This is a genomic window from Kitasatospora sp. NPDC004799, from assembly GCF_040609095.1.
Classification (GTDB): domain Bacteria; phylum Actinomycetota; class Actinomycetes; order Streptomycetales; family Streptomycetaceae; genus Kitasatospora.
This window is the reverse complement of the sequence record NZ_JBEXJK010000016.1, coordinates 24878-49000: the sequence shown is the minus strand read 5'-3', so window position 1 is coordinate 49000 and position 24123 is coordinate 24878. Positions and strand designations below refer to the sequence as shown.

The 24123-nt window shown below is 75.8% G+C and carries 18 protein-coding genes; 10 read left to right on the top strand and 8 right to left on the bottom strand.

Annotation, left to right across the window (positions count from 1 at the left end; all coding sequences use genetic code 11):
- From ABZW03_RS04105 to ABZW03_RS04095, 3 genes are all read left to right on the top strand, one after another.
- Positions 1–1374 (top strand): hypothetical protein (locus ABZW03_RS04105; RefSeq protein WP_355251858.1); only part of this gene is annotated, 1374 nt, incomplete at its 5' end.
- A 52-nt stretch (positions 1375–1426) separates the two neighbouring features.
- Positions 1427–2641, top strand: a complete 1215-nt coding sequence (locus tag ABZW03_RS04100) for a HEAT repeat domain-containing protein (RefSeq protein ID WP_355251855.1) — start codon at positions 1427–1429, stop codon at positions 2639–2641.
- Positions 2642–2820: 179 nt separating this feature from the next.
- On the top strand, positions 2821–3279 hold the full coding sequence (locus tag ABZW03_RS04095; protein ID WP_355251852.1) for a MarR family transcriptional regulator: 459 nt from the start codon (positions 2821–2823) through the stop codon (positions 3277–3279).
- Between the two features lie 55 nt (positions 3280–3334).
- Here the strand turns inward: ABZW03_RS04095 and ABZW03_RS04090 are convergent, their stop codons facing one another.
- Both ABZW03_RS04090 and ABZW03_RS04085 read right to left on the bottom strand, forming a co-directional pair.
- Complete coding sequence (locus ABZW03_RS04090) at positions 3335–4942, bottom strand: ATP-binding protein (RefSeq protein WP_355251849.1); 1608 nt, start codon at positions 4940–4942, stop codon at positions 3335–3337.
- Positions 4943–5342: 400 nt separating this feature from the next.
- Positions 5343–6719: an acyl-CoA dehydrogenase family protein gene (locus ABZW03_RS04085; RefSeq protein WP_355251866.1), complete on the bottom strand. Its 1377-nt coding sequence runs from the start codon at positions 6717–6719 to the stop codon at positions 5343–5345.
- Between the two features lie 419 nt (positions 6720–7138).
- Here ABZW03_RS04085 and ABZW03_RS04080 point away from each other — a divergent pair, with 419 nt between their 5' ends.
- From ABZW03_RS04080 to ABZW03_RS04070, 3 genes are all read left to right on the top strand, one after another.
- Complete coding sequence (locus ABZW03_RS04080; protein WP_355251846.1) at positions 7139–8212, top strand: GAF domain-containing protein; 1074 nt, start codon at positions 7139–7141, stop codon at positions 8210–8212.
- A gap of 280 nt (positions 8213–8492) precedes the next feature.
- Complete coding sequence (locus ABZW03_RS04075; RefSeq protein WP_355251863.1) at positions 8493–10127, top strand: lipase maturation factor family protein; 1635 nt, start codon at positions 8493–8495, stop codon at positions 10125–10127.
- Positions 10128–10448: 321 nt separating this feature from the next.
- On the top strand, positions 10449–12821 hold the full coding sequence (locus ABZW03_RS04070) for a hypothetical protein (protein ID WP_355251843.1): 2373 nt from the start codon (positions 10449–10451) through the stop codon (positions 12819–12821).
- Between the two features lie 89 nt (positions 12822–12910).
- Here ABZW03_RS04070 and ABZW03_RS04065 read toward each other — a convergent pair whose 3' ends face one another.
- Complete coding sequence (locus ABZW03_RS04065; RefSeq protein WP_355251840.1) at positions 12911–13732, bottom strand: helical backbone metal receptor; 822 nt, start codon at positions 13730–13732, stop codon at positions 12911–12913.
- 263 nt (positions 13733–13995) lie between these two features.
- On the opposite strand from ABZW03_RS04065, the gene ABZW03_RS04060 reads away from it, so the two are divergent.
- The 3 genes from ABZW03_RS04060 to ABZW03_RS04050 are packed head-to-tail and all read left to right on the top strand — an operon-like array spanning position 13996 to position 17000.
- Complete coding sequence (locus ABZW03_RS04060; RefSeq protein ID WP_355251837.1) at positions 13996–15132, top strand: ABC transporter substrate-binding protein; 1137 nt, start codon at positions 13996–13998, stop codon at positions 15130–15132.
- A gap of 3 nt (positions 15133–15135) precedes the next feature.
- On the top strand, positions 15136–16224 hold the full coding sequence (locus tag ABZW03_RS04055; protein WP_355251834.1) for an iron ABC transporter permease: 1089 nt from the start codon (positions 15136–15138) through the stop codon (positions 16222–16224).
- Entirely contained in the window at positions 16221–17000 is a 780-nt protein-coding gene (locus tag ABZW03_RS04050; RefSeq protein ID WP_355251832.1) for an ABC transporter ATP-binding protein, read from the top strand. The genes ABZW03_RS04055 and ABZW03_RS04050 overlap by 4 nt, the downstream gene beginning before the upstream one ends.
- Positions 17001–17108: 108 nt before the next feature.
- On the opposite strand, the gene ABZW03_RS04045 is transcribed toward ABZW03_RS04050, so the two are convergent.
- The 4 genes from ABZW03_RS04045 to ABZW03_RS04030 form a co-directional block, all read right to left on the bottom strand.
- A complete protein-coding gene (locus tag ABZW03_RS04045; protein WP_355251829.1) occupies positions 17109–18101 on the bottom strand; it encodes an isocyanide synthase family protein in 993 nt (330 codons plus the stop codon).
- 100 nt (positions 18102–18201) lie between these two features.
- Positions 18202–19533, bottom strand: coding sequence for a cytochrome P450 (locus ABZW03_RS04040; protein WP_355251826.1), 1332 nt, complete (start codon positions 19531–19533; stop codon positions 18202–18204).
- Positions 19534–19607: 74 nt separating this feature from the next.
- The gene (locus ABZW03_RS04035; RefSeq protein ID WP_355251823.1) at positions 19608–20999 is read right to left on the bottom strand and encodes an MFS transporter; all 1392 of its coding nucleotides are present in this window, start codon (positions 20997–20999) and stop codon (positions 19608–19610) included.
- Positions 21000–21296: 297 nt separating this feature from the next.
- The gene (locus ABZW03_RS04030; protein ID WP_355251820.1) at positions 21297–21860 is read right to left on the bottom strand and encodes a sigma-70 family RNA polymerase sigma factor; all 564 of its coding nucleotides are present in this window, start codon (positions 21858–21860) and stop codon (positions 21297–21299) included.
- A gap of 55 nt (positions 21861–21915) precedes the next feature.
- Between ABZW03_RS04030 and ABZW03_RS04025 the strand changes: the two genes are divergently transcribed.
- Positions 21916–22182 (top strand): zf-HC2 domain-containing protein, encoded by a 267-nt coding sequence (locus ABZW03_RS04025; RefSeq protein WP_355251817.1) that lies wholly within the window; start codon positions 21916–21918, stop codon positions 22180–22182.
- Between the two features lie 313 nt (positions 22183–22495).
- On the opposite strand, the gene ABZW03_RS04020 is transcribed toward ABZW03_RS04025, so the two are convergent.
- Positions 22496–23419: a hypothetical protein gene (locus ABZW03_RS04020; RefSeq protein WP_355251814.1), complete on the bottom strand. Its 924-nt coding sequence runs from the start codon at positions 23417–23419 to the stop codon at positions 22496–22498.
- Positions 23420–24123: the final 704 nt, after the last annotated feature.

The following is a 24123-nucleotide window of genomic DNA, read 5'->3' as shown; positions in this document are numbered from 1 at the left end:
GCGGGCCTGTACCGCCCGGCCGCGGCGGCCGTCACCGTGGCGACCCGGATCCGGGCGGCGCGTTCCGGCGCGCCCGACCACCGCCTGGTGGACCTGGTGGCCGGCCTGCGCGAACTGCTCGGCCTCACCACCGCCCTGGCCACCGGCGAAGCCCCGGCCGCCGAGCTGCGCGGCACCGCGCGCCAGGCCTACCGGGAGGAGGGCGGTCTGCGGCTCTACGGCCTGTTCGCCGAGCCGGTGCTGACGGCCACCCACGCGGGCGCGGTCAGCTGGGCGGTGGACGCCACCGGGCGCCTGAGCACGATCGCCGAGGTGATGCCGCACGACGACGCGGCGGCCGCCGCCCCGCAGGCGGTCGGGGCGGGCAACCGGACGGTCCGGCTGGGCGACGCCGCGCTCAGCCACCGGGAGTTCAGCCGTGCCGGGCTGGCTGTCCAGGGCGCGACCAGGTCCACCGGCGGTCGGCTGGGCGCCGGCGCCTCGGTGCGGGCGGTCCGCGCGGCGGGCACGGCGTGGACGGCGGAGCCGGCCGCCCGGCTCTGGTCCGAACCGGCAGCCGCCCAGGTGGCGCGGGCGCTCGCGGCGCAGGACCTGCCGTACGAGAGCCGCCCGGCCGGGAGCGACCTGCTGTTCCTGGACGTCACCCTGCTGGGCACCGCCCCCACCGGCCCGGGCGGGACGCCGCAGCTGCTGGCGCGCTGCACGGCGGGCGGATCGGCGGAGGGTCCGGCGGAGGGCGGTCCGGTGATCGTCCTGCGCCCGGCGCACGAGCACCCCGGCCTGCCGTTCCGGGCGAACCTCGCCCTGCTCGCCACCGCGCCCGGCCTGCGGTTGCGGGTGATCGGCCGCCTGGTGCGCGCGGACCGCCCGGAGCTGCACCTGCTCGCGATCGGCACGCCCCCGGACGCCCCTGACCCGCTCACCCTGCCCGCGGACCGGGCGGGCCGGGTCAACCTCGGCCTCGAACGCCTCCAGACCGCCGACCTCGCGGCGCCCGCGACCGCCTCCGCCGCCGCGCCCGGCCCGGTGGTCGAACCGGCGGAGGGCCCGGCGGCCCCGGCGCCGTACGGCCCGCCCGTCCATGTGCTCGGCCGCCGGATCGAGCAGACGGTCACCACCGGTCGGCACGCCCTCGCCCCGGGTGAGGCCTCGGCGGCGGCCGACCGCGCCCTGCTGCGCGCCGCCGGGCTGGCCACCGCCGCCGAGCTCCTCGACGGCCTGCGGGCCGGCGCGGCCGACCGGCAGCGCGACGTCTTCGGCCGGGTCGTCACGGACGACCACGAGGCCTTCGCCACCGCCTGGTTGGCCGCGGCCTCCTACACCGAGGAGCTGGCCACGGCGCTGTGCGCGGCGGCCTGGTCCGGGGAGGGGTGAGCGAGCCGTCGGACGGGAGTGACGTGCCGGGGGCGGAGGGAGCGGAGCGACGATGGAACCACTGATAGCGGCGGTGCGGAGCGCGGACACGAGCGCGGTGGAGGCCCTGCTGGAGGCGGGCGCCGACCCCGACACCGTCGACGAGCACGGCACCCCGGCCCTGGTCCTGGCCGTGGAGGGCTTCGACCTGCCGATGACGGAGACCCTCCTCCAGCACTCGGCGCGGCCGGACGGGGTCGACGCCGAAGGCCGTACCCCGCTGCTCCGCGCGATCGAGCTGGGTGCCTACGACCTCACGGACCGCCTCATCGGCAGCGGTGCCCACCTGTGGATCAAGGACGTGGACGGGCGCGACGCGCTCGCCCTGGCCCGCCACTGGCACGGGACGGACGTCGTGGCCGAGCTGTGCCGCAGGAGCGGCCTTCCGGGGCCGGTCGAGCGCCGGGCCGTCGAGTCCGAGTCCGGAGGCGGGTGCGAGCAACTGTCACTGGGCGGCCTGACCGTCCGGACCGGGCACGCGGCGATCCTCACCCGGCTGGAGAAGTCGTACGGCATCGCGACGCCCTTCGACGAGCTGCTCGCCCGCGCGCTGGCCGAGCCCGACACCGACCACGACGTCTGGTACGAGGCCACCGCCACGCTCGCGATGCGAACCGCCCCCGCCGTCCGGGACACGGCGGCCGCCCTGCGCAAGCGGGCCGACCCCTTGGAGCGCTACTTCGGCGCGGAGGTCCTGCGCCTGATGCACCTCTTCGACGAGAGCGAGGACGAGCTGGTCGACGGACCTCTCGTCGAGCTGTTCCTGCCCTGGGTGGCGAGCGAGCCGGACCCGCGCGTGGCCCGGGCGCTCGCCGCCGCCCTGGCCGATGCCCAGGACCCTCGCCGCGAGGAGCCGCTCGTCGCGCTCACCCGCCACCCTGACGGCGAAGTCCGGCGGACGGCGCTCGCGGGCCTGCACCATGTGATCGAACGGGGTGACCACGCGGCGCGCTCCGCCGCCGTGGAACGCACCGAGGACGAGGAGGCGGTGGTGCGCGTGCAGGCCTGCCGGGCCCTCGCCGCCGCCCCCGTCCACGACCGCGGCGCCGCGGACGTGCTCGCCGCCCGGCTCGCCGACCCGGACGAGGACGTGCGCGTGGAGGCGGCCGCCCGGCTCGCGCTGCGGGACGACCCGAGGGGTGACGACGTCCTGGCCGGCCTCGACCCCGCCGACGAGGAGTCGCCGTACCACTGGCTGCTCTACGAGGTGTCGTGGCACCGTCGCTGACACGCCAGGAGCGACGGCCGCCGGGAGGAAGCACAGCGCGGTATGAGTCGAACTATTTGCACAGACCGGTATTCCGCGCCGACTGGCATACTTGCCGTAGGTGGACACCGGCCGGGACGTCGCACGCGACCTCGTCCGGCGCACGGCACGAGCAGCGCGAGGGAAGGGTGGGCGGAGCCATGGGAATCCACGACGATGCGGCCGAGGTCCGGGCCCGCGGCTGGCGGACGCTCGCCGCGCTGCACGGAATGATCGACACCGCGCTGGAGAAGGCGCTCCAGGCCGAGTTCAAGCTCTCGGTGGTCGAGTACACGGTGCTGGAGGCGCTGTCCCGCCAGGACGGCTGGCACATGCGGATGCAGCAGTTGGCCCGCGCGGCGGCGCTGAGCAGCAGCGCCACCACCCGCCTGGTGAGCCGGCTGGAGGACCGGGGCCTGCTCAGCCGCTTCCTCTGCGTGGACGACCGGCGCGGCATCTACACCGAGTTGACGCCCGAGGGCCGCGACCTGCTGACGGCCGCCCGCCCGGTGCACGACGCCGCCCTGGAGACGACGCTCGCCGAGGCGACCGAGGTCCCCGAGCTGGCCCCGCTGGTCGAGTCGCTCGCCGAGCTCCACCCGGTCCACGCCAAGGCCTGAGACCCGCGGCGCCACCTGAGCCCCGCGCCGGTGCCTCGCCCGGTGGGCCGCGCCGTCATCGCTGCTCCCCGGTCTCCTGGACCCCGGGGGCCTCGGCCAGGGCGTGCTCCGGGCCGGAAGGCTCGGCCGACCCGGTGCCGGGCGCTCCCACCGGGGGACCGTCCCCCGCGGGGCTGCCCGACAGGTCGTACATCCGCGGCAGCACCGGCCGGGGTACGACCACGGCGCCGGGCAGTCCGGGGATCTCGGCGCCCACCGCGAGGCCGCCGTTGACGGGGGCGTCCACGCGCTCGGCGCGGACGGCAGCCCCGGCACCGGCCGCCCCGGCACCGGCCTCGCCGTAGGGCACGGCCGGAGCCCCCGGGGCGCCGAAGGGGGACGGGCCGCCCTGGCCCCCGGCCGTCGTGCCCGAAGGCTCCTGCCCGACGCCGTCAACGCCGTCAACGGCCCCGGACCCGGCCCCAACCCCGCCCCCCGCCCCCGGCGTCCGGGTGATCCGGGCCCCAGACGGCAGCCCGGGCACCGCGGCCGCCCGCCCCGCCCGCTCCAGCAGCGCCGAGGGCACCAGTACCACGGCCCGGGTGCCCCCGTACGGGGACGGCCGCAGGGAGACCCGGACCTCGTGCCGGGCCGCCAGGCGCGCGACGACGAACAGGCCGAGCCGCAGGTCGTCGCCGAGCGCGGAGACGTCCAGCTCGGGCGGGTCGGCCAGGTACGCGTTGAGCCGCTGGTACTCCTCCTCGGTCATGCCGAGGCCGCGGTCCTCGACCTCCACCGACAGGCCCTCGGGGACCTCCTGCGCGGAGACCTGCACCTGGGCGTACGGCGGCGAGAAGGTGGTGCCGTTCTCGATCAGCTCGGCGACCAGGTGGATGACGTCGGCGACGGCCTGCCCGTCCAGCGAGACGCGCGGCACGCCCCGGACCACGACCCGGGAGTAGCTCTCGGTCTCCGAGACCGCGCTGCGCAGCACGTTGACCACGGGCACGGCGGTGCGCCAGCGCCGGGCGGGCAGCGCGCCGCCGAGGATGACCAGGTTCTCGGCGTTGCGCCGCATCCGGGTGGCCAGGTGGTCGACCGCGAACAGTTCGCGCAGCAGCTCCGGGTCCTCGTGCTCCCGCTCCAGCGCGTCCAGCATGCTGATCTGCCGGTGGATCAGGATCTGGGTGCGCCGGGCGATGTTGAGGAAGACCTTCTTCGTCCCCTCGCGGCCCTGGGCCTGGTGGATGATGGCGGCGACCGCGGCCTGGCGGACGGCGGCCAGGCCCTCCGAGGCCTGCTGGACGTCGTCGCCGGTGCGCCGGGGCGGCGCCCAGGAGGGCGGGGCCGGCACCGGCTCCCCGGCGCGCAGCCGCCCGACCACGTCGGGGATCTCCTGCTGGGCGAGCGCGAAGGTGCCGGCCCGCAGGTCGGACAGTCGCGCGGACAGCGCCCAGGCGGTCCGCAGGCCGCGGACCAGACTGAACAGCAGCACCAGGGCGACGGCCGCGCTGCCCGCCAGCAGCGCGGTGCGCTGCCCGGAGTCGCGCAGCAGGTAGACGGCGTAGCCCCAGGCCGCGGCGAGGCCCAGGCTGGGGACCAGGACGAGGGCGAGGAGCGGGCTGCGGAGCGAGCCGGACCGGTCGGCGCGGTGGCCCGTACGGCGGGCCGATATGCCTGGCATCTGATTCCTTGCTGCAGGGCCGAGCCGCGGGACCGGGACGCCGGTCCGGACCGGTGGGTCCGAGCGGCGGGCCGATCCCGTACGGCGCGGCCGGGCTTCAGGGAGTCGGGGCCGGCACTGCCGGACCCGGTGACGTGCTGCCACCGGCCCGGCGGGGTTGCGGCACGGCCGCCGACGTCCCGGAACGCTATCAGCCCGTGGTGGCGGCGTCGCTCCCTCAACTGGCCGGGGACGTACGGCCGATGGCCTCGGAGCGGAGCCCGCGCCGGACGGTTCGCCGACGCAACGCCGCAGCTCGCGGGCCGTCAGCACGATCGGACCGGCGGTTCCCGGAGGCGACGGCCGGCCCCGGGCGGAGCCGTCAGGAACAGGTCACGTACGGTGCCGCGGAGGACGGCCCTCAGCCCGCCAGCGGCATCGGCAGCACCCGTCCGCCCCGCCCCGGCGGCTTCTCCGTCGAGGCCTCCCACTGGGCGCCCTCCCGTGGGACCGTCTCCCGCCCGGTGGCCTCCCGTTGGACCACCTCCCGTTGCACGGTCTCCCGCTGCACGGTCTCCCGCTGGGCGGCCTCCCCTTGGGCGGTGAGTTCGCCCCAGGCCCAGCTGGTCAGCTCGGACAGCTCCGCCGACCACTGCTTGCCGTACGTGCCCGAGGCGACCTGCCCGAGCCGCAGCCGCTGGACGTCCGAGGTGCCGGCCGGCGGGTAGACGTGGGTGGCGTCCCGCAGGTAGCGCTCGATGCCGAACTCGGGCTGGAGGCCGCGGGCGGCGTGGATCTCCATGGCGTTGCGGGCGGAGTCCAGCGCGTACTCGGTGTTGATGAGCTTGGCGTTCATCAGCTCGGCGTCGCAGGCGCGGCCGTGGTCCAGCAGGTGGGAGGCGTGGTAGGCGGCCAGCCGGGCGGTCATCAGCCGCGACTGCATCTCACCCAACTTCAGCATGATGTTGGGAAGTCGGTTGACCGGTCGGCCGTACAGGACGCGCCCCTCGGCGAACCGGACGGTGTCCTCGACGATCGCGGTGTGGATGCCGAGCGCGACGGCGGCGAGGTTGATCCGGCCGTAGAGGGTGGAGGAGGAGTAGGCGACGTCCAGCCCCTGCCCCTCCCGGCCGAGCCGGTTGCCGACCGGGACGCGGCAGTCCTCCAGGAGGATCTCGCCGAAGCTGAAGCCGTGCAGTCCGCTCTGCGACCCGGGGGAGCCGGTGCGGAACCCGGGGCGATCGCTCTCGACCAGGAAGGCGGACAGGCCCCGGCTGCCCCGGCCGGTGCGCAGGACCACGCCGTGCACGTCCCCGATGTGCGAGTTGCCGACGAACCACTTGCGGCCGTTGAGCACGTACTCGTCGCCGTCGCGCACCGCGGTGCCGGTCATCCCGAGCACGTGCCCGCCGGACTCCGGCTCGGTGACGGCGATGGTCGGCAGGCACTCCCCGGAGGCGAACCTCGGCAGCCACGTGCGGCGTTGGGCCGGGGAGCCGTAGTGGAGGACCTTGGCCACGCCCAGCTGCGAGGCCTGCGCGATCGAGCCCGCGGCGCCGCTGACCCGGGCCAGCTCCTCGATGATCACCGTCTTGGCGACGTGCCCCAGGCCGAGGCCGCCGAACTCCCGCGGGATCGTCACACCGATCCAGCCCTGGCGGGCGATCTCCCGGGCCAGCTCGAACTCGATCTTCCGTTCGGCCTCCATCCTGGCCACCCGCGGACGCACCTCCTTCTCCGCGAAGTCACGGACCTCGGCGCGGAGGTCCTCGTGACGGTCGTCGGTGAAGTAGTCCATCGCCATGCTCCGGTCCTCTCGATGCGGGTGGTGCCGTGCCTCCGTCCGTGCCGTCGATGCCGCTCCGGCGACCCCACGGGGGGCGGTGGGGTGTGCGGGGGAGTGCCGGCCGGTCGCCCCGGTGCGATCGGCGCGCGCGTCACCGGGCGGCGTCCCGGCGACGGGCACCGTCCGTGTCTTCGGCAGGGCTCATTGTTGTATGGGGTGCCGGGGCATCCCAGAGTCGATCTTGGATTGGCGCGATTCGGCCCGTCCCCGTCGCGAGGGGTTTCGCCCCTGCCTCGGACGGGAATTGATCACCGCCCTGTGACGGTCCGTCGACAGGTCGTTCACATGCGGTTTTGACTGGCCATCGGCAAGACTGAGGAACGGTCGATCGGAGCCGCCCGGCCGTTCTGATGTCTGGTTACATGTGCGCCATGACTGATGTGATGAGCACTCAAGGCCAGTTCCCGGGTGCCTCCGGGGAGTCCGCGCGAACCCGCAGGCTGCGCGGCCTTGGCCTCAACGACCCGTCCGCGGACGAGGCCTTCGACCGCTTCGCCCACCTGGCAGCCAGTATCACGCGCGCCCCCATCGCGATGGTCAACTTCATCAACGACGAGCGCCAGATGTTCCGGGGGCTCTACATTCCGCCAAGTTCGGCCGACACCGCGGCCGAGGAGGGATCGTCCTGGGCGGACCGCGGCATCGCCTTCGACCTCCCCGCCCGCGAGATGCCGCTGAGTCACGGCTTCTGCCCGCACGTCGTCGCCCAGCGCTCCCCGCTCGCCCTCGACGACATCCTCGCCTACCCCCGGTTCGCCGGGAACCCGGTGGTGGACGAACTCGGCGTCCGCGCCTACCTCGGCGCCCCGCTCGTCGACGACACCAACACCGTCATCGGCACCGTCTGCGTCCTCGACCGGGAACCCCGGCAGTGGGGGCGCGAACGGCTGCGCGACATCCAGCACCTCGCCGAGGCGCTGCTCTCCGAGATCCGGCTGCGCGACAGCCTGCTGGCCCAGCGCCAGGAGATGTTCGCCGCCTTCGACGGCTCGCCGTACCCCATCATGCTCACCGAGGGCCCCGGGCAGGAGATCCGGTACGCCAACGCCCGGCACGCCGACACCTTCGGCGCCCCGACGGCGTACGGGACGATCGGCGCCGCGTACCCGCAGCTCGGCGCGGCGGGCCTCGAACAGGCCGTCGTGGAGGCGTACCACACCGGTCGGGCCGCCGTCCTCGACGACGTCCGGATCCAGTCCGCCCGCCCGGACGCCCAGCGCGGCCGGCAGGTCTTCAGCTTCACCTGCACCCCGCTGCGGGCCGCGCTCACCGGCAAGGTCAACGGCGTGCTCACCGTCGGGATGGACATCACCGCCCAGTCCCGCACCGAGGAGGAGCTCGGCACGCTGGCCGCCCTGCTCGTCGACCGGCTCCAGCAGAGCGGCGCCTCGGTGCCCGGCCGCTCGGCCCTCCCCGGCGCGGCCGGCCCCGGGCTGCCCGGCTGAACCCCCGGCCGGTGCGGAACCGTCCACCACCGTGGCGGGGCGCCTCTCACCCCCGTGGAGAGGACTCCGCCACGGTGCCGTCCGGGGCCGGGAGTTCGCCCCGGGAGCCCCCCGCCGTCCCGCTTGCTCGCTGCCGTCCGCCGTCCGCCGTCCGCCGCCCCCCGTCCGCCGTCCGCCGTCCGTCGGCGGCCCGCCGCCCGGGCCGAGCGGGTGAACCGTCCGCCCGCCGCCGCCCCGACCGGGCCCGCGCCCGGGGTGCCGGATGGTAGGCATGGGCCGCATGGACTGGTTCGCCGCCCCCGACTACTGGCTGAGCCGGCTGCTCGTCCAACGCCTGCTCGCCGCGCTCTTCCTGATCGGATTCCTGGCCGCCGCCGCGCAGTTCCGCGCGCTGATCGGCACCGACGGCATGCTGCCGGTGCCCCGGTTCACCGCCCGGGTCCCGTTCCGCCGGTCGCCCGGCCTGTTCCACCTCCACTACAGCGACCGGTTCTTCGCCGCCGCCGCCTGGAGCGGCGCCGCCCTCGCCGCCGCCGTCGCCGCCGGGCTCGGCGACGCCGTCCCGCTCTGGGCGTCGGTCCTGCTGTGGGCGGTGCTCTGGGGCCTCTACCTCTCCATCGTCAACGTCGGGCAGACCTGGTACTCCTTCGGCTGGGAGTCGCTGCTGCTCGAAGCCGGCTTCCTCGCCGCGTTCCTGGGCAACGCCGACACCGCCCCGCCCACCCTGGTGCTGTGGCTGATGCGCTGGCTGGTCTTCCGGGTCGAGTTCGGCGCCGGGCTGATCAAGCTGCGCGGCGACAGCTGCTGGCGCGACCTGACCTGCCTCCAGTACCACCACGAGACCCAGCCGATGCCCGGACCGCTCAGCTGGTTCTTCCACCACCTGCCCGCTCCGCTGCACCGGGTGGAGGCCGCCGCCAATCATGTCGTCCAACTCGTCGTACCGGTGGGCCTGCTGCTGCCGCAGCCGGTCGCGACCTACGCGGCCTGCGCCGTCCTCGCCACCCAGCTCTGGCTGGTCGCCTCCGGCAACTTCGCCTGGCTCAACTGGCTGACCATCGTCCTCGCCCTCGCCGCCGTGCAGCCGGCCCGCCTCGGCCTGCCCGTCCACGCCCGCGCGTACCCCGGCGCCCCGGTCTGGTACGAGGCGCTGGTCATCGCGCTGACCGCCGTCGTCGTGGTGCTCAGCTACTGGCCGGTGCGCAACATGGTCTCCCGCGGCCAGGCCATGAACCGTTCCTTCAACCGGCTGCACCTCGTCAACACCTACGGCGCCTTCGGCAGCGTCAACCGGCTCCGCCAGGAGGTGGTGGTCGAGGGCACCGACGAGGCGGCGGTCACCCCGCACACCGTCTGGCGCGAGTACGGCTTCAAGGGCAAGCCCGGCGACGTGCGCCGGCTCCCGCGCCAGTACGCGCCCTACCACCTGCGGCTCGACTGGCTGATGTGGTTCGCCGGCATCTCGCCCGCCTACGCCCGCCCCTGGTTCCTGCCCTTCGTCGCCCGCCTGCTGTCCGGCGACCGGGCCACCCTGCGCCTGCTGCGCCACAACCCGTTCCCGGACGCCCCGCCGACCCACGTCCGGGCGACCCTCTACCTCTACCGGTTCACCGATTGGCGCGAACTGCGGGAGACCGGCGCATGGTGGCACCGCACCGCGCTCAGCGAGTACCTCGCGCCGGTCGATCTGCGCACCCTCGGTCGGGCCGGGTACCGGCCGCCGCTCGGCGGGCGGGGCCCGGCGCGGCGGCGCGGCGTCCGCAAGGTGCCGCTGGAACGGTTCCGCCGACGAGGCGGCCGGCCCGGTGACAGGACTGGTGACCGGCCTGGTGACCGGGCCGACGACCGGCCTGGTGACCGGCCCGGGCGCCGTCGCGGGCCGTCCGGCGGAGGGCGGTCCGAGGGGCCGCGGTGAGCCGTCGCGTCAGGCGCCGCGACGGGCAGCCGTGAGCAGTGAGGACACCCGTCCGGACCAGCGCCGGGCCGAAGCCGGACCGACGTCGGACCACCCGGGCGGACCGCCCGACTGGCGGCCAGGCGGGCGGTATGGCATACGACACCCGCCCGTCGGGGCGGTGGGTGCGTGCAAGGCTCGAACGGGCACCCGTATTCTGGGCCTCCACAACCGGCAGCCCGACCGCGCGCCCCCTCGCCCCGCCCAGGGGCGGCCCCGCGCGACCGGTCCGCCGCCCCCTCGCCGCCAGCCCCGCCGTCGTCGCCCAGAACCGGACCTCACATGACAGTGCTTCACTCGCGCAACGCCGACGCAGCCGACCCGGCGGACGTCGCCGACGCCGCAGACGTCAAGGACCCCCAGGACGCCGCAGCGGAGCCCGACCTCCGCGAGGACCTCGGCCGCTACGCCGAGCTCGGGGCCTTCACGCTCACCGCCGAGACCCACGCCTGGTACGCGGCCGTCGACACCGTCGCCACCCCCGAGGACGCCCGCGCCGCCTCCACGGCCCTCGCCGAACTGCGCGGCAGCGACCTCCAGCAGACCTGGGAGGCCGTCACCGCGCTCGCCGCCGACGCCAAGCTGGACGAGCCGGACACCGTCGCCAAGACCGCGCTGCTGGTCGAGATGCTCCAGCGGGTGCACCGCACGTCCGCGACCCTCTTCCCCGCCGCGTACGACGCCGACCTCGGCGCCCTCGCCGCCGCCACCGCCGGCAGCGCCTGGCGCCGCGAGAACGGCGTCAAGCTCTCCTGGCTGCGCGGCCGCTCGCTGCGCAAGCAGGCCGTCGCGCTGGCCACCGACCGCCGCGTCCGCCGTGAGGACCTGCACGAGGCCCTCGCCTCCGCCGAGATCGAGCGCCGGGCCTGGGCCGCGCTCGCCCCGGCCGGCACCCTCCCGCGGGTGCCCACCGACGGCGCGCTGGTCGACCGCACCGCCCAGGCCTTCGAGACGATCAACACCGGGCTGCGCGGCCTCGCCCGCCTGCTGCCCGACCACGACCTGGACGGGCTGTCCTTCGCCGAGCTGGTCGACCTGGTCGAGCGGCTCGCCGCCGACGAGGGCACCCTCTACCGCCTGCCCACCATCCGCGGCCTGCGCGCCGGGCTGGAGGAGGCCGGCCTCGCCGACCTGCTCGCCGAACTCGCCGCTTCCAAGGCCGACCGCCGCGCCGCCGAGGCCGCGTACGCGGCCCGCCAGGCGCTGGCCGCCGGGCAGCGGGACGGGCTGGCGGCGGGGGCCGCTGCCGTCGAGGAGGCGGCGGTCGAGGAGCCGGGTGCCGAGGTCGCCGTCGAGGCCGACTCCGCGGTCGAGGTCGCCGCTGAGGCCGACGCCGGTGCCGCGGCGGTTGTCGAGGAGGCTGCGGCCGAGGAGACCGGGACCGAGGAGACCGGGACCGACGAGGCCGGGACCGAGGAGTCGGCCGACCGGGCCGACGCCGAGGCGGCTGCCCTGCAGGCGCTGGCCGCCGGGCAGCGGGACGGGCTCGTGGAGGAGGTCCCGGCGCCGGTGACGGTTCCGGTGGCTGTCGAGGAGGCTGCGGACGTCGAGGCGGAGGCCGAGACCGAGGCTGACGCCGAGACCGAGGCGGCGGTCGAGGCCGCGACGCTGTCGGACGCGGCGGATGCCACGGACGACGCGCCGGTGACGGCGGAGGCCGAGGAGGGGACCCCGGCCGCTGTGGTCTCCCTCCCGGCGCCCTCCCCGGCGGCCGACGACCTGGTGGCCGTCGCGACGGCCGCCCTGGCCGAGACCGAGGCCGTTGAGGTTGCCGAGCTCGAGGAGGCTCCTGCCGAGGTTGCGGCTGAGGTCGAGCCGGTGGTCGAGGCCGAGCCTGAGGATGTCGTGGCGGAGCCCGCCATGGAGGAGTCGGCCGCTGAGGTCGAGGAGCCTGCGGTTGAGGCGGCGACGGAGACGGTCGAGGCCGAGGTCGCCATGGAGGCTGCCGAGGTCGAGGCGGTTGCGGAGACCGAGCCCGAGACCGTCGTCGGGGAGCCCGTCGCCGAGCCCGAGGCTGATGCCGCCGAGGTGGCGGAGCCGGTGGTCGACGCGGAGCCCGCCGCCGAGGAGCCGGCCGCTGAGGCCGAGGCGACCGCTGCCGAGGTTGCCGAGCCCGAGGGCGCTCCTGCCGAGGTTGCCGCTGAGGTCGAGCCGGTGGTCGAGGCCGAGCCTGAGGCAGCTGTGGCGGAGCCCGTCGCTGAGGCGGCTGAGGCCGAGGTCGCCGTGGAGGCCGTCGAGGTCGAGGCCGAGGCGGTTGCAGAGACCGAGCCCGAGACCGTCGTCGAGGAGCCCGCCGCCGAGCCCGAGGCTGCTGCCGCCGAGGAGGCCGAGCCCGTGGCCGTGGCCGAGGCCGTCGCCGAGGAGCCCGAGCAGACCGCCGAGCCCGTCGCCGCCGAGCCCGTCGCCGCCGAGGCTCCCGCCGCCGAGCCGGAGGCCGACGCCCGTCCCGCGAAGCCGGACTTCACGCCCGGCCGCCCGGTGACCGCCTACTCCGCCGACGAGCTGCTCGCCGTCGTGCGGTGGGTGGACGGCGACGATGTCGAGCGATCCGACGAGGAGCTGCTGCGGGCGGCCATGAAGGAGCTGGGCTTCGCCCGCCTCGGCCCCCGGATCAAGGAGGCGCTGGGCGCCGCCGTGGCCGCCGCGCGCGGCTGACGACGTACGGCCGTTGAGCCGAGGGCCCGGGACGCGAGCACCCGTCCCGGGCCCTGTCGTGTGCGGGGAGCGTCCTCCGCCGGCGGGCCCTACGACGTACCCGCTCCGCCCGCACCGAGCGGGTGGTCGAGGGCCCGCCGCAGTACGGCGGGGGCGGTCACCAGCGACGGCCCGTACCAGGTCAGGTGCCGCCCGCTGACCAGCGCCGCCGGGGTGCCCGGGAACGCCTCCGGGCCGTCCTCGGCGGTGAAGCGGTACGGCTCGTCCGGCAGCACCACCAACTCCGGTCGGCAGGCGAGCAGTTCGGGCAGCGGGAGGGCCGGGTAGCGCTCGGGGTGGTCGGCGTGGACGAGCCGCAGGCCCAGGCGGCGCAGCAGGTCCCCGGCGAAGGTGTCGCGGCCGAGCACCATCCACGGGCGGCGCCAGATCGGCACGACGGTCCGCGGGCCGTCCGGCTCCGGCGGGGTCCCGCCGCTCCCGGCGGCGCCCCAGGCCGCCTCCGCCTCGTCCAGCCAGCCCGGCCGGGGCAGCCCGCAGGCGGTGGTCAGCAACCGGTCCAGGGAGCGGAAGGCGTCGTCCAGGGTGCGGATGTCGGTGACCCAGACCGGGACGCCGGCCGCCCGCAGCGCGTCCAGGTCGGGGCGCCGGTTCTCCTCGTCGTTGGCGAGGACGAGGTCCGGCGCGAGCGCGAGGATGCGCGGGACGTCCGGGTTCTTGGTGCCGCCGATCCGGGTGACGGACAGGTCGGCGGGGTGGCTGCACCAGTCGGTGGCGCCGACCAGCAGCCCGGGCGCGGTGGCGGCGACCGCCTCGGTCAGCGAGGGCACCAGCGAGACCACCCGGCGGGGCGGGCGCGGCCCGAGCCGGACGGGGAGGTAGAGGTCGTCGCGCGGGGCGGTGGGGTCGGCCATCCGGTCAGCCTACGTCCCGGGTCTCGGCGGGCGGGTGGTGTCCGACAGGGCACCGGGTGGGCCGACGGCGAACCGGGTGGGCCGACGGGGAGCCGGGTGCACGGACGGGGAGCCGGGTGCACCGGCGGCGGACCGGTCGCGAATCCCGGGGAACCCGTCGCCCGGCCCGTCCGACTACCTGGTCCGGGTCCGCAGCACGGGCCCTCGGCCCGGTGGCCCAGCACCGCCACCGGGCCACCACCACCGACCAGGAGAGAGTTGTCATGCGCCCTCGCGTCGTCTGCGGAATCGCGGCCGCCGTCGCCCTGTTCGCCACGGCCTGCGGAAGCGGGACCGGGGGCGGACCGAGCGCCCCCGTCACCGTCCAGGCCGGCCAGGGCGGCGGGTTCCCCGTCAACGTCGCCGACTGCGCGGGCAAGGAGACCACCATCGCCAAGGCGCCCGCCAGGATCGTCACCAGCAACGCCGCGAGCCTGGAGCTGCTGCTCCAACTCGGCGCGGGGGACCGGGTGATCGGCACCGGCTTCCCGCCCGGCAAGGGCACTCTGCCCGCCGCCCTCGCCGAGCGGGGCGCCAAGGTGCCGGCGCTCGGGGACAAGGGCATACCCAAGGAGAAGCTGCTCGGCTCCGGCGCCGACCTCTACGTGGACACCTTCGGCGCGATGCCGATGATGGGCGGCGGCGCCACCGGCCCGAGCGAGGAGGAGTTCGCGGCGGCCGGCATCCAGCACGTGTACCTGCTCTCCACCGCCTGCGCCGGGACGCCGAAGGCCGCCAAGGCGCCGCGCACCGACCTCGCCGGGATCGAGGAGGACGTCCGCCGGCTCGGCACCGTCACCGGCACCGCCGCGCGGGCGGAGGAACTGGTCGTCGGGATGGAGAAGCAGCTCGGCGAGGTCCGCACCGCGCTCGCCGCGGTGCCGGAGGAGCGGCGGCCGAGCTACTTCGTCTTCGACTTCGACGCCGGGACCAAGCAGCCGGTGGCGGTCTGCGGACGGCAGGTCGCCAACGCGGTGATCACCCAGGCCGGGGCGCGCAACGTGTTCGCCGACTGCGACGCCGACTTCAAGCCGGGCTCCTGGGAGGACGTGGTCGCCAGGAACCCGGACTGGATCCAGCTGGCCGTCCGCAATCGGGGCAGCGAGGAGGCCACCCGCAAGGCCTACGACGAGGCCGAGGCCTTCCTGAAGGGCTTCCCCGCGACCCAGGGCCTGAAGGCCGTCCAGGAGGGGCGCTTCGTCCGGCTCGGCTCCGAGGTGACCACCATCGCGGGGGTGCGCAACGCCGACGCCGTCCGGCGGATCGCCGCCACCGTCCACCCGGACCTGGTCAAGAGCCCGGACGCCGCCAAGAGCCCCGATGCCGCCAAGAGCCCCGACGCCGCCGAGAACGGGCGGTAGCCGGTGACTTCGGCCATCGCTCGGAAGGAGCGCGGCGACGCCCGCCCGGCCCGCACCCTGCGGGCCGGGCCGCTGGCCGCCGTCCTCGTCGCCGCCCTGGTGCTCGCGCTGACCGCCGCCGTCTCGCTCGGCTCGGTGGACGTCCCGCCCGGCGAGGTCTGGTCGGTGGTCGCCCGCCGGCTCACCGGGCGGGCCCCCGAACCCGGCACCCGCGACCTCATCGTCTGGCAACAGCGCGTCCCGCGCGCCCTGTTGGCGGCCGTGGTCGGGGCCGGGCTCGGGCTGGTCGGCACCGCCGTGCAGGCCCTGGTCCGCAACCCGCTCGCCGACCCGTACCTGCTCGGCATCTCCTCCGGCGCCTCGCTCGGCGCGGTCGCCACCATCGTCCTCGGCACCACGCTCGGACTCGAGCTCTCCTTCGGCAGCGCGCTCGGCCTCACCGTCTCCCTGGCGGCGTTCGCCGGCGCGCTCGCCGCGTTCTCGCTGGTCTGGCTGATGGCCCGGCGCGGCGGCGGCTTCTCCCCGCTGCGCCTGGTCCTCGCGGGCATCGGCATCGCCCAGTTCCTCGGCGGCATCACCAGCTACCTGGTCCTGCAGACCCGCGACGAGCAGCAGACCAGGGGCGTGCTGTTCTGGCTGATGGGCAGCCTCGGCGGCGCCGTCTGGGCCCAACTCGCCGTCCCCGCCGTCGCCGTGGCGCTCGGACTGGCCCTGCTCCAGTCCCGCGCCCGGGGGCTCAACGCGATGCTGATGGGCGACGAGACGGCCGCCGGGCTCGGTGTGGACGTGGCCCGGTTGCGGCGCGAGGTCTTCGTCGTCACCAGCGTGCTGACCGGGGTGCTGGTGGCCGTCTCCGGGGCGATCGGCTTCGTCGGGCTGATGGTGCCGCACGTGTGCCGGCTGCTGGTCGGCGGCGACCACCGGCGGCTGCTGCCGCTGTCCGCGCTCACCGGGGCGCTGCTGCTGGTCGTCGTCGACACCGTGGCCCGTACCGCCCTGGACGGCCAGGAACTGCCGATCGGCGTGGTCACCGCCGTCCTCGGCGCCCCCACCCTGCTCTACCTGCTGGACCGACGACTGGAGCGCAGTTGAGGATCGCCGTCGAGGACCTGAGTGTCGCCCTGGCCGGCCGGACGGTGCTGGCCGGGGCCAACCTGATCGCCGAGGAGGGGGAGATCGCCGGGCTGGTCGGGCCCAACGGCAGCGGCAAGTCCAGCCTGCTGCGCACCGTCTACCGGCACCTGCGGCCGAGCGCCGGCCGGGTGCTGCTGGCCGGGCGGGACCTCGCGGAGCTGCGGCCCGCGCAGTCCGCCCGGCACATCGGGGCGCTGCCCCAGGAGCGCGGCGGGGACTTCGAGTTGAGCGTCCGCGAGGTGGTCGCGATGGGCCGCACGCCCTACAAGCGGGCCTTCGCGGCCGACGACGCCGAGGACCACCGGATCACCGCCGAGGCGCTGGACCGGGTCGGCATGGCCGCGGCCGCCCACCGCCGGTTCGCCCAACTGTCCGGCGGCGAACGGCAACGCGTGCTGCTGGCCCGCGCGCTCGCCCAGCAGCCGGACGTCCTGGTGCTGGACGAGCCGACCAACCACCTGGACGTCCGGCACCAGGTGGAACTGCTCGCCCTGCTCCGCGAGCAGCGCCGCACCACCCTGGTGGCGCTGCACGACCTCAACGCCGCCGCCTCGGTCTGCGACCGGCTGCACGTCCTGCACCGCGGCGCCCTGGTGGCCTCCGGGGCGCCGCGCGAGGTGCTGACCGCCGACCTGCTGGCCGAGGTCTTCGGCGTACGGGCGGCCGTGGTCGAACACCCCCTCACCGGCGACCCGCTGATCGCCTTCGACCACCGCGCCCCGGCGGCGCCGTAGACCACCGCCCCGGGCGCGGCGTGCTACGGGTGGGTGCGGGGGTGCCCCCCGCACCCATCTCGCCCGGGCCCCACCCGCCGGGCCGAGGCAGCGGCGGGTCGTCGGGCCTCAGTGGCTCTCGTAGTGGCTCGGCCGGCCGTCCCGCAGGACCAGTCGGCCGCACCGGGCGGCCTCCTCGTTGCGCAGCAACTCGCGTTCGCCGTCGGCGCGCTGGAGCACCGCCGAATGCCAGGGCGTGGTCCAGGCGTCGGCCGCCGCCAGCAGCCGGATGCCGAACTTGGACGCCCCGGCCGGCTGCGGGTGGATGGAGAGGCGGACGGCTCGCGGATGGTGCTCGGCGATCAACTCGCCCCAGGCGCGGCTGCGTTGGATGACACCGTAGGCGCGGCGGCGGCACTCCCGCTGGAGGGCGGAGCGGGTGCCGGTGAAGCCGACGGCATCCTCGGTGAGGAAGCGGGTGATGCCCCGGTAGAGCCGCAGGGTCTCCTCCTCGGTCAGCACCTGTTCGCGCAACTCCTCGACGCTCGGCGCGTACCGGGCGTGCACCCGGGCGCGTTTCTCGTCGTACGGGAGGTCGCCGAGGACGGCCCGCAGGTCGAAGGTGTCGAGACGGGTCAGGCCCTCACGGGCGATCATGGCGGTCAGGGCGTCCGAGTAGGCGTCTATGTGGTCGTCCGGGACGTCGATCAGGTCGCCGAAGATGTGTCCGTCCGAGCAGATCAGGATGCGGGCGCCGGGTGCGTGCAGCCGGCCGATCTCGGCGCAGAGCCCGTCGAGGAAGGTCAGCGACAGCCGTTCGCCCTCGTCCGGCAGGTGGCCGAGCACCTTCGCCGGGTTCGGCGACTTGCAGGGGAAGCCGGGCAGGGTCAGGACGATCGGCTCGCCGGCGGCGATGAAGTCCGCCAACTGGGCCAGCTGGAGCGGGAAGTGCTCCGGGCGGGCGTCGAAGTCCGGGTCCGCGGCGCGGCGGTGGGGCAGCAGCAGCCCCAGGACACGGGCGGCGAGCCGCTCGGCCGAGGGGCGGTCCTCGGCGGCGGCGTCGTCGACGGCGGTGGTGGTGACGGGGGCGATGACGGCAGGGGCGGTGCCGACGGGCGGCATGGTGGGTCCTCCACGAAAGGTGGTGCGGTACGGCTGTGGGATGCGGGCTGCGGGCTGCGGTAGTCGGGCCTCGGGCGGGCGGTTCCGCCCGGCCCCGGGGTCAGCGGTGGCGGTCGTAGGCGACCGGCAGCCGGTTCACCCCGCGCGCCAGGACGGCGGGGATCCAGGCCAGGTCCGCCAGTCCGTCGCCGGGCGTCTCGGCCGGGCGCAGTCCGGTCAGCCGGCCGAGCAGGGTGGCGAGGGCGGTCTGGAGCTCGGCCCGGGCCAGCGCGGCGCCGGGGCAGTAGTGGATGCCGTGGCCGAAGGCCAGGTGGGCGTTGGGGGTGCGGTCGAGGTCGAGGCGGTCGGGATCGGGGAACTGCGCGTCGTCGCGGTTGGCGGCGCAGAGCGAGACGATCACCGAGTCGCCGGCCGGGACGGCGGTGCCGAACAACTCGCCGTCCTCGGCGAGGAACCGCCAGGTGGTGAGCTCGAACGTGGCGTCGTGGCGCAGCAGTTCCTCCACCGCCCGGGCGAGCCGGCCGGGCTCGTCGACGCCCTCGCGCAGCCGGGCGAGCTGCTCGGGGTGGCGCAGCAGGGTGACCAGCATGGTGGTGATCTGGTTGGTGACCGGATCCTGCCCGGCGACCAGCAGCTGGAACACCATCGAGTCGAGCTCCGCGCGGCTCAGTTCGCCCGCGTCATGGGCCGCGACGAGCCGGCCCAGCAGGTCCTCCTCGGCCGTCCAGCCGGGTTCCCGGCAGTCGGCGCGCTTGCGGTCCACCACAGCGGCGATGTACGTCTGGAGGCCGCGCAGCCGCGCCTCGTACGCCGGACGCCCGGGGTCCTGCGGGCCGACCGGCTGGACGACCTTCCCCCAGTCCCGGTCGAAGCGCTCCGCCAACTCGGGCGGCAGGCCGATGACTTCGGCGAGCACCCGGAAGGGGTAGTGGGCCGCGAAGCCGGCCACCAGGTCCGCGCCGCCGGACTCCGGCAGCTCGTCCACCAGTGCGTCGGCCAGCTCCTGGAACCGGGGGCGCAGCGACTCCACCCGGCGCGGGGCGAACGCGTCCAGCACGAGTCTGCGCATCGAGGTGTGCTTGGGCGGGTCCTGGTGGAGCAGGTGGACCTGGAGCTGCGAGTGCTGCGGCTCGGGCATGATCGACGCGAGCTTGCGCCAATTGTCGTTGCCCAGTGCGTGGTTCTTGCCGAGGCGGGGGTCGTTGAGCGCGGCGTGGGCGGCCCGGTAGCCGGTGACCAGCCAGGCGTGGATGCCGCTCGGGAACTCCACCCGGTGCACCGGCCCGGCCTCGCGCATCCGCCGGTACAGCGGGTACGGATCGCTCTTGTAGGCCGGGCCGTACAGCGGGACGGGGGAGGGCAATCGGTCGTACCCGTACGGGCAGCGCGGGGTGTCGTCGGCGGCGGCCGGGCCGGGGATCGTTTCGGTCATCTGAGGAGGTCCTTCGGTGCGGTGGGGGTGGTGCGGGGTGGTCGGGACGACTCGGTCGAGGGGACTCCGGGCGGTCAGGGCCCGGTCGGTCGGGACGCCCGGGGGCGGTGCAGGGCGAGCAGGGCGACGGCGGTGGCCGCGACCAGAGCGCCCAGGGCGATCCCGGCACGGGTGCCGCCGGCGTCGCGGGTCCCGACGAGGGAGACGGCGGTGGCGAGGGCCGGCCCGAGTGCGAAGCCGAGACTGCGGGCGAGCTGGACGGCGGAGCCGGCGGTGGCGAGCTTCCCGGGCGGGGCGGCGGACATCACCAGGGCCTGGGTGGGGCCGCCGTTGAGGCCCATCCCGGCGCCGGCGAGAGCGAGTCGGGCGGCGATGTCGAGGGGTGACCAGCCGGTGTCCAGCGGGACGAGCAGGGCCAGGCCCAGGGTGGTGACGGCGGCGCCGGTGAGCGCGGTCGGCCGGGCGCCCCAGCGGTCGGCCAGTCGGCCGCCGACCCGGCCGGCCAGCACCATGCCGAGCGGGAACGCCAGCATGGTGAGCGCGGTCGCGGTGGCGCTCCGGCCCCCGGGGCCGCGCAGGTGCTGGGCGAGCAGGTAGTGGCAGGCCGCGAAGCCGGCGGCGAGCGCCAGCACCGAGGCGTTGGCCCCGGCCGTCCCGGCGGCCCGCAGCACCTCGGCCACCGGCCGGCCGCCCGGGCGGCGCAGCCAGAGCAGCACCAGCGGCACGGCGGGCAGGGCGAGCAGCAGCCACAGCGGAGCCTTCGGGGCCAGGGTGAGCCCGAGCAGCGTGGCGGCCACGGCGGCGCCGATCAGGGTGGCGTCGCCGAGCGAGGACCGGTCGGGCGGCCGCAGCCCGCCGCGGCGCGGGGCGTGGCGCCGCACGATCAGGACGGCGGCCAGGCAGATCGGCAGCTTGACGAGGAAGACCGCCCGCCAGCCCAGGTGGTCCAGCAGCAGACCGCCGACCACCGGCCCGGTGACGGCGCCGAGCGGGCCGAGCGTCGCGGGCACGCTCATCGCCCGGCCGCGCAGTTCGGGCCGGACGGAGGTCGCGGCCAGCACCGGCATCAGGACGAAGAGCACGGCTCCGAAGGCGCCCTGGAGCAGCCGGGCCGCGATCAGCCAAGCGGCCCAGGGGGCGCAGGCGGCCAGCGCGCTGCACAGGGCGAAGCAGCCGACCGCGAACAGCAGGGCCGCGCGGGTGCCGACCTGGTCCAGCCAACGCCCGGCGGGCAACAGCAGGGCGACGAGCGGGAGTTGGTAGCCGAGGGCGGCCCACTGGGCGACCCCGGGGGAGACGTTCAGGCCGGCCGCGATGTCGGTGAGCGCGAGGTTGACCACGTTCATGTCGAGCATCGCGACGAACGACAGCAGGCCGGCGGCTATGACCAGGCTCCAGCGGTCGGCCGGTGGTTGTGACTGATGGACCGTCAGATATGGGGAGGTTCGGGCCGGTTGCGCTGTCATGAAGTCCCTCCGTCTCCCGTGCTGCCGGACCGGACACCGCCTCGGCGGCGGGGTCCGGTACAGCAGTCGGGCGGGCGAGGGCTCCGGTTCCGAACACCTGGGGGATTTCTTCCCGGGGCGGGAGCGCGGAGCTGGGCGCGGTGGCGCTGGGCCGTCGGCGGCGAACAGCGAACAGCTGACAGCCGACGACTTTCAGCGAACAGATGACAGATTTCGAAATCTGTCATCTGTTCGCTGTCGGTTGTTCGCCGTCAGCCGTCAGCCGTCGGCGGTCAGCCCCGCACCCCCGCCCGCTCCTCAGCAGGCCGTCGCGAGCTGTTCGGCCTCGGCGGCGCGCAGACGCGCCACCAGCTCCTCCCGGGCCCGGGCGACCCGGGAGCGGACGGTCCCGACCGGGCAGCCGGCGACCTCGGCCGCCTCGGCGTAGCTCAGGCCGACCACCTGCGTCAGCACGAAGGCCTCCCGCCGCTGGGCGGGCACCCGGTCGAGCAGGTCGCCGAGCGCGACGCCGTCCTCGAACCCGGCCGTCGGTGCTCCGCTCTGCCGCTCCGCCGCCTCCTGCCAGTCCGGCAACGCCGCGCAGCGCGGCCGGGCGGCGGCCATCCGGTAGCGGTCGATCACCGTGCGCCGGGCGATCGACAGCAGCCAGGTCCGGGCCGAGGAGCGCCCGGCGAACGCGGGCAGCCCCCGCAGGGCGCGCAGGAAGGTCTCCTGGGCGAGGTCGTCGGCGGACTGCACGTCGGTCAGGTGGGCGACGAAGCGCCAGACGTCCCGCTGGGTCGCCCGGACGAAGGCCTCGACGTCCGCCGCCCGTCCGGCGCGGGCGGTCAGCGCCAGCGCGGTGAGCTGTTCGTCATCCACGGCGGCCTCCCGCCCGGCCGGTCCCGGTGGCGCGACCGTGCGCGACGATAGGCATATGAGATGCGCGCAGTTCCATATCGCTCTGTCCGCCCGGCTCGACGGCGAACCGAGCGGCCTGCCGGAGCTCCGGCTGGACAAGCACCTCGCGCGCTGCGCGGGCTGCCGGGAGTGGCTGGCCCGGGCCGAGCGGCTGCGCGGCCGGGTACGGGCGGGCGCCGCCGAGGGGCCCGCGCCGGAGTGGACGGCCCGGCTGCTCGCCGGGCTGGGCCAGGACGGGCCGGGAGACCGTGCACCGGACGGCCCGCAGGCCGTCGAACGATAGGCACGGCCGGGGCGCACGGAGGAGCGGGTGCGGCGGGACGGGGGCGCCGGCCGGAGCCGGTGCGCCGTCGAAGTCAGGCATGGGAAGGTCCCGAGGGGAAGGCGGGGCGCGGCACCGCGCAGTGCGGAGCCGTCGGCGTCATGGGGCAGCCGCGCGGCGTACCGGATCCCTGGAAGGAGCGGCGGCGGACGCGGGCCCGGGCCCTGGCGGCACGACGGCGCGGGGCGCGGCCGTACGGCAGGGCGACCTGCCCGTCGCGAGCCTTCCGGCGGCCGGAGGCGGCCGGGGTGAGGAGGTGGGTGCGGCGGGCGCGTCAGCAGGCGAGGGCGAACGCCGGCGGCCCGCGCCGGACCACGGCATGCGTCAGCAGCACCGACCGCGGCGGCCGGGCCCGGTCGTCGGCCGGGCGGGGCGGCGCCGGCGCCCGATGGCCGAAGGGGCGCGCGAACAGCGCCAGCAGTGGGAGCAGCAGCGCCCCCGCCACCACCGAGCCGAGCGCGCCGAGCAGCTCGAAGAGCCGGACGAGCGCCGCGTCACCGCGCCAGAGCAGGAGCGCGCACGCCAGCGCGGCGAGCACGTGGGCGGCGGTCATCCCGGGCGACATGCCGTGGGACATCCCGTGCGCCATGTCGTGCGCCGGTGCGCTCACCAGGTCCTGCGCCGTGCGGTACGGCCCGTCGCCGTGGAACGTCCCGTCGGGCATCAGGTGCGGCCCGGCGGGCATCCCCGTCATCCCTGTCGTCCCCGTCGTCCCGGACAGGCCGGCGTCCGCGGCCGTCGCGCCCGAGGTCCCGTGGTGCGTGCCCGCCGCCGGCCGCAGGCTGCCGCCGGCCGGCGGGACGTCCGGGTCGATGCCCGCCATCCGCGCCAGTTCGACCGGGGAGAGCCCGCCGGGCGCCCGGTCGGGGTTGCAGAGCAGCAGGGCGGCCCAGTCCGTGGTGGCGAGCCGGCCGAGGCCGCCGCCCCCTCGGGAGAGTGCCCCGGCCTGTTCGAACAGCCGGTGCAGCGCGATCTGCGCCACGACCATCCAGAGGCTGATCACCCCGAGCCCGCGCCGCTTCCCGGCGAGCAGCCAGGTCAGTCCGAGGACGGCCCCGAACCCGCAGGCCAGCACCGTCGGCGAGACCCCGGACCCGGCCATGGCGACGTGCGCGGTGGCGGCCGTCGCCACGCACAGCGCGGCGAAGACCACGGCGCGCAGCAGGCGGATCCGGTCGGTCATCACGATGGCACTCATCGTCGCACCCGCCCGGCCCGGCCCGTACCGCACCCTCCGGTCATGGCCGGTTCTGTGCCGTGAGACCATGCCCGGCCGCCCGCCCGACCGTCCGCCCGAGGGCCTCCCGACCCGGCATGTCGAACCGAACAACCGCTGGTACGACCATCGGGGCGGTTTGACAGCGCGCATCCGCTGGTCACTTAATGTGCACCACCCCGTACGGTGCGTATCGGGACGATGCTGTTCAGAAGCAGGGAGGTCCGGTCTTGGAGACCCCGACGGATACCTCGGCGCCCATTGCCGACAGTGCCGAGTCCGCTGCCCCCACGGAGCCGACCGTCCCGCAGCAGGCCACGGCCCCGAAACGGGCGGTGGCCAAGGCCGAGACCAAGGCCAAGGCCAAGGTCGCGATCACGGCCGAGAAGGACGACGCCGAGGGCGCCGCAGCGCAGCCCGAAGCGGCCGAGACCGCCGAGCAGGCCGAGGCCGCCGAGTCGGCCGAACCCGCCGAGCAGGACGGAACAACTGAGCCTGCCGACGCCCCGGAACCGGCCGAAGCCGCCGACCGGGCCGACTCGCCCGAGCCCACCGAGCCCACGGACCCCGTCGACGCCGCCAAGTCGGCCGACCCGGCCGAGTCCTCCGTCAAGCCCGAGGCCGAATCCGAGCCCGAGGCCGAGGCCGAATCCGAGCCTGAACCCGGATCCGACGCCTCCGCCGCG

Coding starts and splice junctions, on each gene's coding strand:
- ABZW03_RS04100 (WP_355251855.1), top strand. CDS start 1,427: ATGGAACCACTGATAGCGGCGGTGCGGAGCGCGGACACGAGCGCGGTG.
- ABZW03_RS04095 (WP_355251852.1), top strand. CDS start 2,821: ATGGGAATCCACGACGATGCGGCCGAGGTCCGGGCCCGCGGCTGGCGG.
- ABZW03_RS04090 (WP_355251849.1), bottom strand. CDS start 4,942: ATGCCAGGCATATCGGCCCGCCGTACGGGCCACCGCGCCGACCGGTCC.
- ABZW03_RS04085 (WP_355251866.1), bottom strand. CDS start 6,719: ATGGACTACTTCACCGACGACCGTCACGAGGACCTCCGCGCCGAGGTC.
- ABZW03_RS04080 (WP_355251846.1), top strand. CDS start 7,139: ATGACTGATGTGATGAGCACTCAAGGCCAGTTCCCGGGTGCCTCCGGG.
- ABZW03_RS04075 (WP_355251863.1), top strand. CDS start 8,493: ATGGACTGGTTCGCCGCCCCCGACTACTGGCTGAGCCGGCTGCTCGTC.
- ABZW03_RS04070 (WP_355251843.1), top strand. CDS start 10,449: ATGACAGTGCTTCACTCGCGCAACGCCGACGCAGCCGACCCGGCGGAC.
- ABZW03_RS04065 (WP_355251840.1), bottom strand. CDS start 13,732: ATGGCCGACCCCACCGCCCCGCGCGACGACCTCTACCTCCCCGTCCGG.
- ABZW03_RS04060 (WP_355251837.1), top strand. CDS start 13,996: ATGCGCCCTCGCGTCGTCTGCGGAATCGCGGCCGCCGTCGCCCTGTTC.
- ABZW03_RS04045 (WP_355251829.1), bottom strand. CDS start 18,101: ATGCCGCCCGTCGGCACCGCCCCTGCCGTCATCGCCCCCGTCACCACC.
- ABZW03_RS04040 (WP_355251826.1), bottom strand. CDS start 19,533: ATGACCGAAACGATCCCCGGCCCGGCCGCCGCCGACGACACCCCGCGC.
- ABZW03_RS04035 (WP_355251823.1), bottom strand. CDS start 20,999: ATGACAGCGCAACCGGCCCGAACCTCCCCATATCTGACGGTCCATCAG.
- ABZW03_RS04025 (WP_355251817.1), top strand. CDS start 21,916: ATGAGATGCGCGCAGTTCCATATCGCTCTGTCCGCCCGGCTCGACGGC.
- ABZW03_RS04020 (WP_355251814.1), bottom strand. CDS start 23,419: ATGAGTGCCATCGTGATGACCGACCGGATCCGCCTGCTGCGCGCCGTG.